Genomic DNA, 13,114 nt, shown 5'->3' with positions numbered 1-13,114 from the left:
CTTGGCGGGTATGCGGTTATGAACGGATTAGACCGAACATTATTACTAGAGCCGGGCGTCGCTTTTCCCTGCTGACAAAAAAGTGGATACGATGATTTCAATCATAGTATCCACTTTTTTTATGTATTCTTCCTTTTTTTACGAATACAACGTAAATATTTTACCGCTAGCGATATCCTTAATTTCCTCTGGTGTGAAAGTCTTACTCACTTCCGTACCAACGTTTAACACTACTGTTGCATCAGGATCTATAATTTCAAACAACTTCTTACCCCGAATCGTAATAGCTGATGTTTCACTTGGAATTGCTTCTTGCATATAAGAAATTCGAGTAAAAATAGGAAGAATCCATCTGTTATCTCCTTGAAAATAGCGGAGCTTTACCGTTCCTTGCAATGCGTCTTGTTCTGATTCAAGCGTACCAAACGTATACAAGCTTACATCAAGCAAGGCTTCGTAAAATTCTTTCCGCCGCTTTCTATCATCCTTGGCAAGTACGACTAACGTTTCAACCTTCGTTAATGCCGAATATTCTGTCATACGATTACATCCTCACTTCTCTTGGTGGTGTAACCACCATTATACAAACTATTTCTACTCATTTCTAGAAAAAGCGAATTCTTCTACCGTAAATTTTCGAGCAACTTCTAGTAACAATAAAAAAGGGATGATTACATTTATTTCATATACGATACGCTTGCAAACATACCATGCTTCGCTCACTTGAAGAGATTCCTCGACCTTTTTTTCAAGCGCTAGCATCCTGTCCCACAGACGTCTCCACTCCTGCATCATTTCATCATAAAAAATCATTATTTTCCCCTTCCATATGCTCTACATACTATTTTAATACAATTGGTTAGATTTTCCTATCCTAAAAATAGTAAAATCACCCCTTTGCAACATTCCCATACGAAAAAGCGCAAAAAAAAGAATAGAATCATTGCAAAATAGAATAAATATGATATATTATGTATAAAAATAAGTTTTCGGCAATGAAAGGAGTTACAGTATGAAAATCTGGTTTTATGAACAACAAAAAAAGGAATCTGACTTATTAGGAATCTGGGAAAACGTACCCGTTATTCCTCGCATAGGAGAAAAAGTAGAAATCGTCGATCAAGTCCGCACCGTAATGGACATCAAATATATTAAAAAAGGCGGAAACTTCAAAGTAGAAATCGTCATCGGGTAACCCGAAAAGCATTTCCGGTTCTTTCAGCTCCATAGGGCAGAAGTTCTTCAGTCAAAAAGGCGCTTTTTGCCTTTATGGCTGAAGGTTTTCTGTCCGGAGGAGCTAACCGGAAATGCTAGACACCCTCGAAAAGCATTTCCGGTCTGTTCAGCTCCATAGGGTAAAAGTTCTCCGCTCCAAAAGGCGCTCTTTGCCTTTATGTGCGGTGGTTTTCAGTCCGGAGGAACTAATAGAAAAAAATCCAATTTCATTTTGTGAAATTGGATTTTTTTCGTCGAGATTTATTTAATGAAGAAGCCCTACAAAAGGGTCCCTTCACAATGTCATAGGATAACTTTGGTTAGACTTTGTAATAATTAATTTTTCTCCGTCCATCTCTAGCTTTACATAATCATCTTCTTCTAAATGAAGCTTGTTGACGATTTCATCTGGCAAGTCAACTGCCATTGCATCTTCGGCAATTCGTACTTTTCGAATCACGCCTTCTTGTTCGTCCCCAACCAAATGAATCTGTTTCAAAAGAGGCAACCCTTGCTCTACCGCACGGTTCCATCCCTTCCAAATAAAAGGAACAAACCAAATGAGACTTATTAGAACTGCAATAATAGCGTAGATTAGATCAGGAATGGATTGTAAATCAGATAAGTGTATCTGTGCATGATTTACATCTGCCGGACCCATTAGCTGAATCATGCTCACAGTTAGGTTATTTAAGGAATGAATAACCATTCCGACCAATAAGCTCCTCGTCTTGATATAAATCAAACACATCGTAATACCAAAGAGAGTAGCACCAATCACATCAGAATGACCTAAGCCGAATACGATCGAAGAGATCAATACGGCCTTTCGAATGCCCCACTTATAGCTAAGTCGATTGAGGAAAAAGCCTCTGAAAATAAACTCTTCCATAATTGGAGCAAACACGCAGGCTGATACAATACTAAAAATAGTTGTAAACAAATTATAATGATCGATTGTCTGATCTGTATTCAACATATTAATAATATAATTTGGCGTTACATAGGATAAAATATAAAATTCAATCGTTGAAATACCATAGGAAAAAAGCATTCCCATTACTGTTGCCAATATAATTAACTTCCAGTCCCATTTCATAGGAAAATCTAGAAAACTGCGAAACTGCAAGTTATGATGTTTCATTTTATATGAAAGCCAGAGCAAGGGAAAGGCGAAAAAAACAAGTGAATCGGTACATACCGTAAATATACTATCACTTACAGAACCATCATTTGAAAAAAGATATAACGGCACGATGACAACAAAAGCACCTAACAGCATCCACAAGAAAAAGCTTCGAAGTTTAATATTTGCAAATGCAGCAGAAATAGAGAACACCTCCAAACCCTTTTCATTTACTCTTCATTTTACAGCATTTCATTACAATTTTCTTACTTTTCAATTGGAAAAAAGAAAAATTCGTGCTTTTGATAAATATTCTGTATAATTTAAGAAAATACAAATTATTTCGTCTATTCATTACGTATACAAAGACTTTACTTTATGTTTATTTCGATTTTGATCTTGTTTTTCAAAGGAAGCTGCATAACATATAGGGAATAGACAAATAGAATGAAAAAAGGAGGGAAAATATGAAATATATTTATATTATTAGCTATGAAGATCCGGCAAGTATAGAAGAAATAGATTTACAGCGAAGGCAATTAAATCATTATTTTATGGCGGATCCCGTTAAAAAAGTTGTATGCGGTTACGATTCTTTCGTATTTCATCTTCTTGATGAGGCTATTACAAAATTTAATGTTCTTGTTTCCATAAAAAGTGAGTTTCATACGGATCATGATTTCGACCATAATCAGACGATTCTCTCTACATTTGAAAACGAGATTTTGCTACCGGATTCCCCTGTCGTATTTATCATGAATAAGAAACATGCGAGGCACTTACTTACGTATATCAATCCGGTGTTTACCGAACTTGATGAACTTACTTCGCATGAGCTTGGTTTGTTTCGGATTGTATGCGAATCGGATCATATTGGGATAGAAAGGCTATGGACGCCCTTTCTGAAGCCAATTACGGATCTTTAGATTACACCAAAAGCTTCTCTATGGCAGTTTGCAGCATATTCTGCAACGGTCCCGCTGCATAGTCAACGTCGAGCCGTTCAGTCCATTTATGTGCATCCTTTCCACGTGGTCCGATATTTAGAACAGGAAGCTGCAGCTGCTGTAATTCTTTTAGAGGCAATGAATACAAGCTACCCCACAACGGCATATTGCCCATGAGCTTCGCAAGCGAAGAGGAAGACTGCACAAGACCTGTATAGCTTAAATCAGAAATACCACCGAAATACAACTGCTCTTTCAAATCTATTTCATATTGTTTCATAGCCATTACGATAATGTCTTCCTTTACCTTAGCTATCTTCTCATTATGACGAGAACTAACAGCAGGATAATAAGGCGGTGCAAAAAACAACAAGATCATCGGCGCCTTTTCGTTACATAAAGAAGCAACCTTATCTACAAATGCTATGGCTACTTCCCTTTCATCCCCTATCTCTCCTTGTCTATCTAAAACTTCCTTCTGCAATTTAATTATTCGTTCGTTTCCGTAGGTATCTTTCGCATACTGCAAAAGCTCCTCAAACTGCAATACATTCAAACTGACAGATTGATAGTCTTTCATAGCTGCATGTTGCTCGGCTCTCTTTTCGAACCATGATTCAATGCTATGACCTGCACGCTTTGCAAGGTTTAATAAATTCTCTGTAATCTCTTCAAGCGGTCGTTCCATCAAAAACAAATTATAAAGTGCAACCGCTTTATGAGGTGTTTGAACCGAATATCCCATCTTCAAGTCTTTTTGCATAAGTGTAGAAGGAGGAGGAGACACTTCACCATCGACCCATTCACAAAACTCTGTATTTAGTTCCAATTCCGTTGTTAAAAACGACATCATGCTATTGGCATTTAAACCAGCAAACGGCTCTCCCACATGAGACTCTTTCCCATAACAGAAAAATGCAGGCATAATTTTTCCTAGAGAGCCAGTATATATATAATCCTGTTCATCACCAGGATACCGAGCAAACATTGGTTCACAATTCACACATGCTTGATAATTCAAATTATGTTCTTCTCTTATTTTAAGAAGGGCCGGTACAGATGTAATCATTCCACGTGAATTAACTTCCTCATCGGCAACAACTAGAAAAAGCACATTACCTTCCATACGTCCATAGGCAGCTCGCTCGGTCATCATCAATTGCAAGGCGATACCACACTTCATATCCATTACCCCTCGGCCAAATCGCCATTCCCCCTTCTCTATATCACGCTGCACATTCTCGGGGAGAACATCTTTATGCTTATAAAATTCCTTCGTTAATTGTTCCGGCTTAAACGCAAGCGATTTATACTTTCCGTAATCCTCCACATTTACGACATCAAAGTGACTGACGAGAACGACAGTATTTGGAGTATCTCCATTTTTCACGAGCGCCGATATAGATATGCGACCATCCCCGGTCGGATGTATTTGTATATAACTAGGGTGCTCTTGAAAATAAGGCATAGCTTGCAACTGACTCTTAATAAAATGAGCAATTGCAACCTCATCCTCACTTCCAGAAATACTCGGAATCTCTACAAGGTCGTCTAGTAGCTTTATAAATCCTTCCTTCGTTTGCCATTTCATAGGACATTCATTCATAATACTCCCTCTTTCTCTATTTTTTCTTTATGATGAGAGTAGGCATCACTTAGTTTCAAAACATTATAATACTTTTCTAATTATTCAGTCAAATGAATATAATAGAAGAAAGTAGGATACTCATTCGAAAAAAATAGATTATCATATTCTAAATAAACAAGAAACATGAATAGAAGGAGGAGATCGGTATGAATAAAAAACAGGAAGTACAACAGCAATTCGGCGCCCATGCTGAGCATTATGTAACGAGTGAAACGCATGCAAAGGGGAATGATCTGACTGCCCTTTTGCATGCCGGTAACGCGGATTCCTCCGATATTGTCCTTGATATTGCAACAGGCGGCGGCCATGTAGCAAACGGATTTGCCCCCTTTGCAAAACAAGTAATTGCCCTTGATATTACAAAGCGAATGCTCGAAAAAGCCGAGGCATTTATAAATGGAAATGGTCACAAAAATGTTCATTTCGTACAAGGTGATGCCGAGCAACTCCCCTTTCCAAATGACAGTTTTACTATCGTGGCCTGCCGAATTGCACCTCATCACTTTCCTTCCGTCACTGATTTTGTAAAGGAAAGCTATCGTGTGCTCAAAGAGAATGGAGCCTTTCTCCTCCTTGACAACGTTGCACCCGAAAATGACATATTTGACACCTTTTACAATAACGTTGAAAAAAAGCGCGATTATAGCCATAACCGTGCTTACAAAAAATCAGAATGGCTGAACATCGTCGAAGAAGCTGGATTTTCTGTTCAAACGATGCAAACCTTCTCCAAGACCTTTCCGTTTGAGAGTTGGTGTAATCGAATGAACTTGCCAAGTCAAAAGAAAGAACAGCTACAAGAATATATGCTGCATGCTCCCGTAAAAGTGAAGCAGCATTTTCATATTCAAACCGACAGCGATCAAATAGTTAGCTTTCAAGGCCAGTCCATCCTCCTACACTGCCGAAAATAACCATCCGCAAAAAGGACCATCCCAGAATGAAATCTAGGATGGCCCTTTTTATGGAATCAACAATATTTTTCCTGTACTTTTCCGGCTTTCTAAATAGGTATGTGCTTGTGCTCCGTCCTGTAGCGTAAATATAGTAGGAGATTTCAGGGTGATACTTCCTTCTATAATCCATCGAAAGAGCTCGCTTGACCGAGCTACCCTCTGTTCATACGAGGTTAATACATTCCAAAGATCGCCGCCTGTAAGCGTTTTGGACGTATCCATGAGCATACGCGGATCAACTGGTACCGGATCGCCTCCAGCCATACCGTAAAAGACGACCGTGCCGCCAATCCGAGTAGCTTCAAAGCTATCCATAAGCGTCGAACCTACTGATTCGTAAACCACGTCTACTCCTCTTCCATCTGTTACCCGCTTTACGCCCTGTTTCCAATCGCTACTATATAGCAACGTAACATCTGCACCTGCCTCTTTCACCGACTCTGCCTTAACCTCAGAAGATGTTAATCCAATCACTGTTCCCCCATAACGCTTGATCATTTGAACGAGCAATTGACCAACACCTCCAGCAGCGGCATGGACAAGAGCGACATCATTCGGACGGACCCTGTAGCTATCCTTCGTTAAATAATGTGCGGTTAATCCTTGCAATAAAAGAGAAGCTGCCGTTTCAAATGAGATTTCATTTGGCAAAGGAATGATTTTGTTCTTCTGAACTACGACTAACTCTGCATTGGAAAATGGAACATCCGCAAAGGCGACTCTGTCCCCAATCATTACTCCCTCAACTTTATGTCCCACCCTCAATACTACGCCAGCACCTTCGTATCCTAATATATAAGGAGGCTTTCCAGCTAGATGATAATTCCCCTTACGCCGATACACATCTGCAAAATTTAAACCAATTGCTTTCATTGAAACGAGAATCTCATCTTCTTTCATGATTGGGTCAGCTACGTCTCCATACTGTAGAACATCTGGTCCTCCAAACTTCTCAAAAAATAAAGCCTTCATATACTTATCTTCCTCCCATTAATAAGTTGACATGAAAAAGACAGGAACAAGTCCTGTCTTTTCTCATTCAAATACAAAGTCTTCATCAGTCAATTCTTCTACATTGGTTGCCTTTACATATCCATTTCCTTTTACCGAGAAAAAGTCATGATTTTTCGTATCCGTTCGGAGTCCGTTTAATACGATAGGATTCACATCTTCTTCCTCAAAGTATGGATCGAGCCCGAGATTCATTAACGCCTTATTTGCATTATAGCGGACAAATGCATTAACCTCATCCACTAGCCCGATGGCAGTATAAATCTCCTCCGTATATAGTTTTTCATTTTCATATAAAGTAAGTAAGAGCTCCATCGTTTCCTGTCTTACTTCTGCCTGCTCCTGCTCAGAAAGATGCTGGAAGGTTTCCTGTGCAAGCATCCCAACAAAGACGCCATGAATACTCTCGTCACGAATAATTAGATTAATAATTTCACCGCTTGCAGTAAGCTTACCTTGTCCAGCCAGATACAATGGATAGAAAAACCCGCTGTAAAATAAATAGCTTTCTAGGAATACACTTGCAACCATTGCCATATAAAGTTCTCGTTTCGTCGCATCTGGACGAAACAAACGATGATAATAATCAGTTATAATCTGAGCTTTTTTTCCAAGTAACGGATGATGATGAACCCAGTCGAAAATTTCTTCGATTTCTTCTTCGCTCGTAAGTGTGGTGAATATATGACTATAGCTCTTCGCATGTACTTCTTCCATCGCACCCATAAAGCCAAGGACACTCTTTGCCTGGAGATTGTCGACGTGAAGAAGAATCATCGGCATTCCTTCTCCGCCCTGCTTCGTATCAAGCAGCGTAAGTCCACCTAAAATTTTCTTATACGCATTCTGCTCATCCTTAGAAAGTCGTACCCATGTATTTTTATCAGAAGAAACGGAAATTTCCTCTTCTGTCCAAAACTGTGCAATATTTTGTTTCCAAAAGACGAGGCTATACTCATCCTCTTGCTTGTTCCAGTTTACTGCCCGCATGATGTTCACTCCTTCTTAAACTCATACTACACATGCTACACATTCTTCCACTGTCAGTTTACGTGTTCTTGTATAATAAAGGCTTTTTAACCCTTTCTTATGAGCGTATATATAATAACGCGCTAAATCTCTTGTTGAGATATCACTATTTACATAGAGAATGGTGCTAATCCCTTGATCCACATGATCTTGAATTTCTGCAATTAAATCGATTAACTTAAATTGGTTCATTTCATAAGCTGATTTATAATACCAGAACGTCTCTCTAGACAAATATGGCATCGGATAGTACGTTGTTGCGTTTGCATACGTTCTTGACTCGATGATATTTACGATTGGCATAACGCTTGAAGTTGCATTTTGGACGTAGCTAATACTTTGCGTTGGCGCAATGGCAAGTCGGTATGCATTGTACAATCCATTTGTTTGCACATCCTTCTTCAAATTGCTCCAATCTTCTTGCGTTGGAATCGGCATTCCTACAAATAAATCCCGCACCTTTTCTGTACGCGGTTGATAATTCGTTTCTTCATATTTATGAAAATACGTTCCTTTTGCATATTCAGACTGTTCAAAGCCAAGGAAGGTTTCTCCCTTATCTTTCGCAATCATCATACTCTTTTCAATTGAATAAAAATTAATCATCATGAAAAAGGTACGAACAAAGTCCTTTGCTTCTTCACTTTCAAAGGCAATCTTATTTTTTGCAAGGAAGCCATGTAGGTTCATGGCTCCAAGTCCAACTGAATGTAGTTCTTCGTTCGCTTTCTTTACAGTTGGTGCATTTGGAATCACCGTCATATCTGAAACAGCAGTCAATGCTTCCATTCCTGCATGAACAGCCTCACGAATTTCTCTGTTATTCATCACGTTTACGATGTTTAAGGAGCCTAAATTACAATTAATATCACGGCGAATGCTATCCCCGTCCCCATAATCATTAATCTCAGATGTCTCCTGCAATTGAAAAATCTCCGTACAAAGATTTGACATTTTCACGGTTCCGATATCTTTTAAAGGATGCTTTTTGTTTGCGTTTGATTTAAACATTAAGTACGGATAGCCAGATTCCAATTGGATCATTGCAATTTTAACCAGCATTTCACGAGCACTTAAATCTAGCTGCTTCTTTTCTACCAACGGGTTATTCAATAATTCATCATACATTTCATCAATATCGATATCGTCTAAATGCTTACCATACTCTTTAAATACTGTGTACGGTGCAAACACATACAAAGGTTGATTTTTCTCTGCGAGCTCAAAAAATTTGCTCGGTACGATAATACCAATGGATAGGGATTGAATGCGCGTCTTTTCATCCGCATTAATTTTTTTTGAATCGAGAAACTCAATTATATCCCAGTGAAATATATTTAAGTAAACAGCTCCTGCTCCCTTACGTTGACCTAATTGATTTGCATAGGAAAACGAATCCTCGAGCAGCTTCATAACTGGCATAACACCACTAGCGGCATTTTCAATTCCTTTAATTTGCTCTCCGCGTGCACGTAGCTTAGACAAATTTAGTGCCACACCACCACCAATTTTACTTAGCTGCATTGCTGTGTTGATATTAAAACCAATTGAATTTAAGCTATCATCCATTTCAAGTAAGAAGCAACTCACCATTTCGCCGCGTCGGCTGCGTCCGGCATTTAAAAACGTTGGGGTAGCAGGCTGATAATTCTGCTTACTAATCATCGTTGCAAATTGCTTTGCTTTTGTTATGTCTCCACGTCCTAAAAATAGAGATACAATAGCAACGCGGTCTGCATAGCTTTCTAAATAACGCGAGGAATCATTTGTTTTTAACGCATAATCTTTATAAAACTTAGATGCTGCCATATACGATTGAAAAACAAAATTGGCACCATATGTAATGGCGTATACGGCTTCAATTTCTTCCATCGCATATTGCCCTTGAACGTTATAATAATAATCATTCTCGGTCATGTATGAAATACGTTCGGATACGCTGTCAAAGTGAACCATACGCTCGTCCACTTCTTTTAGAAACTCTTCGAGTGCCTCCTGGTCTTTCTCAAGCTGATAGAAACCATCCTTCATCTTTGTAATTTCGTTATTTAATTCAATGTGCCGCAATCTCCCGCACCCTTTCCTTAAAGTATTCTACATCTCGAGTCGTACCGGACAATTCAAATTTAGATACAACTGGGACAAGATAGCGATTCGCAATTTTATCTGCACTTGCTCCATAGTTAGCACCCCAATTTCGATTTCCACTTGCTGATACACCCTTTAAGAAGGAATTATTGTTTTGTAAAAATTTCATCACACGATCAGGAACATTTCCAAAACCTGTCGTATACGTCACGAGAACAAAATCTTCATTCATTACTAAATCTTCGCGAATTTGCATAGCTGGCATTCCGATCTTATGAATGAAGCGCTTTACATTCCCTGTCATAGAATCATACACAATTCGCATTGCAAAACCTCCACTTTCACAGATACAATGGACGTACACCGTCCAAGCGGGCGGTAATACCCCACTTTTCTTGTAAGTGGGGGCATCGTACATCAGATCCGTTTTTTATAACTGACAAACAGTAAGAATAGAAAACAAGCTCACTGATGCATGTCTTCATTTCGTTCTCATCTCTATTTACCTATATATTGTAGTATGAATCATCAAATGACACAAGATATATACATAAAATAGTTTAGAGCAAAAAAAATTGTTTTTCGACAAAAAACCGAACCAAAAAATATGTACAAATCATATGAAACAACATTCTAAAAGACGTGTCAATAAAGTCTATTTCAAAAATCTTGTCAACGCATTTGTCTGAAAACATGAAAAACGAACATTCAATCTAATAAAGGATGAATCATTCGTTGAAAAAGAAAGGGACATAAACAAAAGCAAAGAGACTCCATTTCTTAGAGTCCCTTTGCTTACTCTTTACTCGTTAGGATGCTCGTCATGCTGCTTTTCAATATGAAGAACATCTTTCATTTGAATGAAATAATAAGTGCCTGAAGCGTCACGAACAGTTACTCTATTTTTTTCTTCTACCACGTCCCATATCCGTGCCTCTATATCCAAAAAAGAATCATTGTGCAAAATCGTCATAGAGACAAATTCCTGACTTTTGTATGCGTCTACTATCTTTTTTTTCATTTCCCATAAGTATCGGCCTTCCCGTTTTCTTTTGCCTGGATATAATACAGCTCCAACAAATTTATGTCCTACTTTGTCTTGCCACATATAGTCCCAACGGGAAAGACGCATGTCCTTCTCTTCCAATCTTGTATTCCTCCTCTGCCAAACAACAAATAATGTTAAGATCTCTCTTTTTCCATATATGTGTACACTACAATCGCATTATGCTGCGCGATGCCACGAAAATGTTTAAAATCTGGCTGCTTTACAAGAACCTCCCGAAAGGAATAAAAATCATCCTTCTGTACGGTGTATTCCATAATCGCACCCGTTCGAAGCTGTTGTAATACATCTTCTGCTACAGTTGCCTCCATGTATTTCACCTCTATCGTAATTCATTTTACCTTGATTTCCAAATTTCGACAAGATTATTAAAAATAAAAACGTAAGCACGTCGAAATGCTTACGTTGCAGTTAAACCAAAACCTCGTTTCATGCCTTCTAATGCTTTTGGAAATTCATAGGTTACGGTGCCCCAATAATCACTTGAAACGATCATCGGACCTGACCAACCACGCTTGCGTAATTCCTTAGCAATCATGCCATTAAAATAATCATGTCCTACTAATGCAATGTGTTCATAACAAATCGCGTATCCAATTAACAAATCGACTGCTTGTTTAGCGCGTTCAGTTGCTTGGGTATAAGATTCAATATGATCAGAATAACCAGCCATCCAGAGGGTACGACTCATTGCAATCCACCCATTTGGCTTTAGCTTGACCCATAGTGGGACTTTTATTACATAGGGCAAATCTGTTTCAACAAAAATAGAATTTTGCACAAAGGAAAGAGAATCCGTTAGCAATGTAGCCGTCTGAATAGCTTGAGCAGACGTACTTGAAAGAACAATTTTAGCCGTACGAATAGCTTCCACCGTTTCAACTGGTATATTCTTCTCAGGCAGTATATTCTTCTTATTATACTGTACAAGCCATTTACGGAATTGCTTTGCATTCATAAAATCGGATGTCATTTCTTTGCGACCGTGCTTAATCAACGAGATTTTCATCTCACTCACACTCCGTTTTCATGAACTACCAGTAACCTGTATCGTTTGCTATCTATATATATATCATACCACGTCAGAAGAAAGTAGATGCATCTATCCTCTTTTTTTGAAATTCCACTTGTATCCTAATTCTATTTTATCCCATTTCATTTATTTTCTCCTTCTTTTTCCCTTTTACAAAAAAACTTCCAAACAAATTGCAAGGAAATCATTTACAAAATGGACTTTTTAGTTCAAAATAGATGAAAGTAGATAAAAAGTATGGTAATATTTGTAAAAAAATATCTACTAATACTTGTTTATGAGGAGAATGCTTATGAAGATTGCGGAAGCAGGAGACATTGTTGAATTTAAAGACGGATTGCAAGGCCGCGTTCAGAAAGTGAATCAAAACTCCGTTATTGTAGACATAACGATTATGAAAAATTATCGAGAACTCGATTTAGAGCCTCTAACAGTAGTCAATCATCGGAATTATCGCGTGGTTGAAAATCTATAAGGCTAGCGAAAATATTTTCGCTTTGCAAGTTAATCTTACAAAAAAAGTGGCACAGGTACTTGTGCCACTTTTTTCGGTACGCTTATCGATTATCGATTTTTTCTGGATACATATCATGATTCATAAGGCGGTAGTCTGCCATATCTTCATATTTCGTACCAGGCCGTCCATAGTTACAATATGGATCAATGGAAATGCCCCCGCGCGGGGTAAATTTACCCCATACTTCGATATAACGCGGATTCATGAGCTCAATCAAATCATTCATAATGATATTCATGCAATCTTCATGAAAATCACCATGATTACGGAAGCTGAACAAGTATAGTTTCAGTGACTTGCTCTCTACCATTTTTAATTCAGGAATATAGCTAATGTAAATCGTAGCAAAATCAGGTTGTCCGGTTTTTGGCATCTGCAATTTGCAGGTGGACTATATCATGTTCTTCGTACACTGCGATATATAACAAAGAACCCTCGCGCTTCCATCATTTCTGATGTACTCTACTCTCTTCCACAA

At 38.4% G+C, this 13,114-nt stretch carries 15 protein-coding genes and 1 pseudogene; 4 read left to right on the top strand and 12 right to left on the bottom strand.

Features of this window, described 5'->3' with window-relative positions; genetic code table 11:
* Positions 1–138: 138 nt before the first annotated feature.
* Positions 139–540 (bottom strand): SseB family protein, encoded by a 402-nt coding sequence (locus tag AC11ZT_RS03320; protein ID WP_484058243.1) that lies wholly within the window; start codon positions 538–540, stop codon positions 139–141.
* Positions 541–594: 54 nt separating this feature from the next.
* Positions 595–813 carry a hypothetical protein gene (locus AC11ZT_RS03315; protein WP_484058242.1) on the bottom strand — a complete coding sequence of 73 codons (219 nt, stop codon included), beginning with the start codon at positions 811–813 and terminating at the stop codon, positions 595–597.
* Positions 814–1,012: 199 nt separating this feature from the next.
* On the opposite strand from AC11ZT_RS03315, the gene AC11ZT_RS03310 reads away from it, so the two are divergent.
* A complete protein-coding gene (locus tag AC11ZT_RS03310) occupies positions 1,013–1,195 on the top strand; it encodes a DUF3913 family protein (RefSeq protein WP_484058241.1) in 183 nt (60 codons plus the stop codon).
* Positions 1,196–1,510: 315 nt separating this feature from the next.
* Here AC11ZT_RS03310 and AC11ZT_RS03305 read toward each other — a convergent pair whose 3' ends face one another.
* Positions 1,511–2,554 (bottom strand): CPBP family glutamic-type intramembrane protease, encoded by a 1,044-nt coding sequence (locus AC11ZT_RS03305; RefSeq protein ID WP_484058240.1) that lies wholly within the window; start codon positions 2,552–2,554, stop codon positions 1,511–1,513.
* Between the two features lie 254 nt (positions 2,555–2,808).
* On the opposite strand from AC11ZT_RS03305, the gene AC11ZT_RS03300 reads away from it, so the two are divergent.
* Complete coding sequence (locus AC11ZT_RS03300; protein WP_484058239.1) at positions 2,809–3,267, top strand: hypothetical protein; 459 nt, start codon at positions 2,809–2,811, stop codon at positions 3,265–3,267.
* Position 3,268: 1 nt separating this feature from the next.
* Here the strand turns inward: AC11ZT_RS03300 and AC11ZT_RS03295 are convergent, their stop codons facing one another.
* Positions 3,269–4,894, bottom strand: a complete 1,626-nt coding sequence (locus AC11ZT_RS03295) for a M20/M25/M40 family metallo-hydrolase (RefSeq protein WP_484058238.1) — start codon at positions 4,892–4,894, stop codon at positions 3,269–3,271.
* A 188-nt stretch (positions 4,895–5,082) separates the two neighbouring features.
* Here AC11ZT_RS03295 and AC11ZT_RS03290 point away from each other — a divergent pair, with 188 nt between their 5' ends.
* Positions 5,083–5,850 carry a class I SAM-dependent methyltransferase gene (locus AC11ZT_RS03290; protein WP_484058237.1) on the top strand — a complete coding sequence of 256 codons (768 nt, stop codon included), beginning with the start codon at positions 5,083–5,085 and terminating at the stop codon, positions 5,848–5,850.
* Positions 5,851–5,898: 48 nt separating this feature from the next.
* Here AC11ZT_RS03290 and AC11ZT_RS03285 read toward each other — a convergent pair whose 3' ends face one another.
* The 7 genes from AC11ZT_RS03285 to AC11ZT_RS03255 all read right to left on the bottom strand — a co-directional run bounded on the left by AC11ZT_RS03285 (position 5,899) and on the right by AC11ZT_RS03255 (position 12,095).
* Positions 5,899–6,864 carry a quinone oxidoreductase family protein gene (locus AC11ZT_RS03285; RefSeq protein ID WP_484058236.1) on the bottom strand — a complete coding sequence of 322 codons (966 nt, stop codon included), beginning with the start codon at positions 6,862–6,864 and terminating at the stop codon, positions 5,899–5,901.
* Between the two features lie 63 nt (positions 6,865–6,927).
* Entirely contained in the window at positions 6,928–7,893 is a 966-nt protein-coding gene (gene nrdF / locus AC11ZT_RS03280) for a class 1b ribonucleoside-diphosphate reductase subunit beta (protein WP_484058235.1), read from the bottom strand.
* A 21-nt stretch (positions 7,894–7,914) separates the two neighbouring features.
* On the bottom strand, positions 7,915–9,999 hold the full coding sequence (gene nrdE, locus AC11ZT_RS03275; protein ID WP_484058234.1) for a class 1b ribonucleoside-diphosphate reductase subunit alpha: 2,085 nt from the start codon (positions 9,997–9,999) through the stop codon (positions 7,915–7,917).
* Entirely contained in the window at positions 9,986–10,345 is a 360-nt protein-coding gene (nrdI, locus tag AC11ZT_RS03270; RefSeq protein WP_484058233.1) for a class Ib ribonucleoside-diphosphate reductase assembly flavoprotein NrdI, read from the bottom strand. The genes nrdE and nrdI overlap by 14 nt, the downstream gene beginning before the upstream one ends.
* Before the next feature lie 477 nt (positions 10,346–10,822).
* Positions 10,823–11,167, bottom strand: coding sequence for a hypothetical protein (locus AC11ZT_RS03265; protein ID WP_484058232.1), 345 nt, complete (start codon positions 11,165–11,167; stop codon positions 10,823–10,825).
* Between the two features lie 35 nt (positions 11,168–11,202).
* Positions 11,203–11,397, bottom strand: coding sequence for a hypothetical protein (locus tag AC11ZT_RS03260; protein ID WP_484058231.1), 195 nt, complete (start codon positions 11,395–11,397; stop codon positions 11,203–11,205).
* A gap of 89 nt (positions 11,398–11,486) precedes the next feature.
* On the bottom strand, positions 11,487–12,095 hold the full coding sequence (locus AC11ZT_RS03255; RefSeq protein WP_484058230.1) for a histidine phosphatase family protein: 609 nt from the start codon (positions 12,093–12,095) through the stop codon (positions 11,487–11,489).
* A 316-nt stretch (positions 12,096–12,411) separates the two neighbouring features.
* Here AC11ZT_RS03255 and AC11ZT_RS03250 point away from each other — a divergent pair, with 316 nt between their 5' ends.
* A complete protein-coding gene (locus AC11ZT_RS03250) occupies positions 12,412–12,594 on the top strand; it encodes a YkvS family protein (RefSeq protein WP_379968987.1) in 183 nt (60 codons plus the stop codon).
* An 82-nt stretch (positions 12,595–12,676) separates the two neighbouring features.
* On the opposite strand, the pseudogene queF reads toward AC11ZT_RS03250, so the two are convergent.
* Positions 12,677–13,006 (bottom strand): annotated as a pseudogene (gene queF / locus AC11ZT_RS03245) (preQ(1) synthase); the annotation flags it as partial.
* Positions 13,007–13,114: the final 108 nt, after the last annotated feature.

The sequence above is a fragment of the Ectobacillus sp. genome (genome assembly GCF_056992975.1).
Note: the sequence above shows the minus strand (reverse complement) of the source record. Positions and strands in the feature narration are given on the sequence as shown.

Coding starts and splice junctions, on each gene's coding strand:
- AC11ZT_RS03290 (WP_484058237.1), top strand. CDS start 5,083: ATGAATAAAAAACAGGAAGTACAACAGCAATTCGGCGCCCATGCTGAG.
- AC11ZT_RS03310 (WP_484058241.1), top strand. CDS start 1,013: ATGAAAATCTGGTTTTATGAACAACAAAAAAAGGAATCTGACTTATTA.
- nrdF (WP_484058235.1), bottom strand. CDS start 7,893: ATGCGGGCAGTAAACTGGAACAAGCAAGAGGATGAGTATAGCCTCGTC.
- AC11ZT_RS03285 (WP_484058236.1), bottom strand. CDS start 6,864: ATGAAGGCTTTATTTTTTGAGAAGTTTGGAGGACCAGATGTTCTACAG.
- nrdI (WP_484058233.1), bottom strand. CDS start 10,345: ATGCGAATTGTGTATGATTCTATGACAGGGAATGTAAAGCGCTTCATT.
- AC11ZT_RS03260 (WP_484058231.1), bottom strand. CDS start 11,397: ATGGAGGCAACTGTAGCAGAAGATGTATTACAACAGCTTCGAACGGGT.
- AC11ZT_RS03315 (WP_484058242.1), bottom strand. CDS start 813: ATGATTTTTTATGATGAAATGATGCAGGAGTGGAGACGTCTGTGGGAC.
- AC11ZT_RS03295 (WP_484058238.1), bottom strand. CDS start 4,894: ATGAATGAATGTCCTATGAAATGGCAAACGAAGGAAGGATTTATAAAG.
- AC11ZT_RS03255 (WP_484058230.1), bottom strand. CDS start 12,095: ATGAAAATCTCGTTGATTAAGCACGGTCGCAAAGAAATGACATCCGAT.
- AC11ZT_RS03250 (WP_379968987.1), top strand. CDS start 12,412: ATGAAGATTGCGGAAGCAGGAGACATTGTTGAATTTAAAGACGGATTG.
- AC11ZT_RS03300 (WP_484058239.1), top strand. CDS start 2,809: ATGAAATATATTTATATTATTAGCTATGAAGATCCGGCAAGTATAGAA.
- AC11ZT_RS03320 (WP_484058243.1), bottom strand. CDS start 540: ATGACAGAATATTCGGCATTAACGAAGGTTGAAACGTTAGTCGTACTT.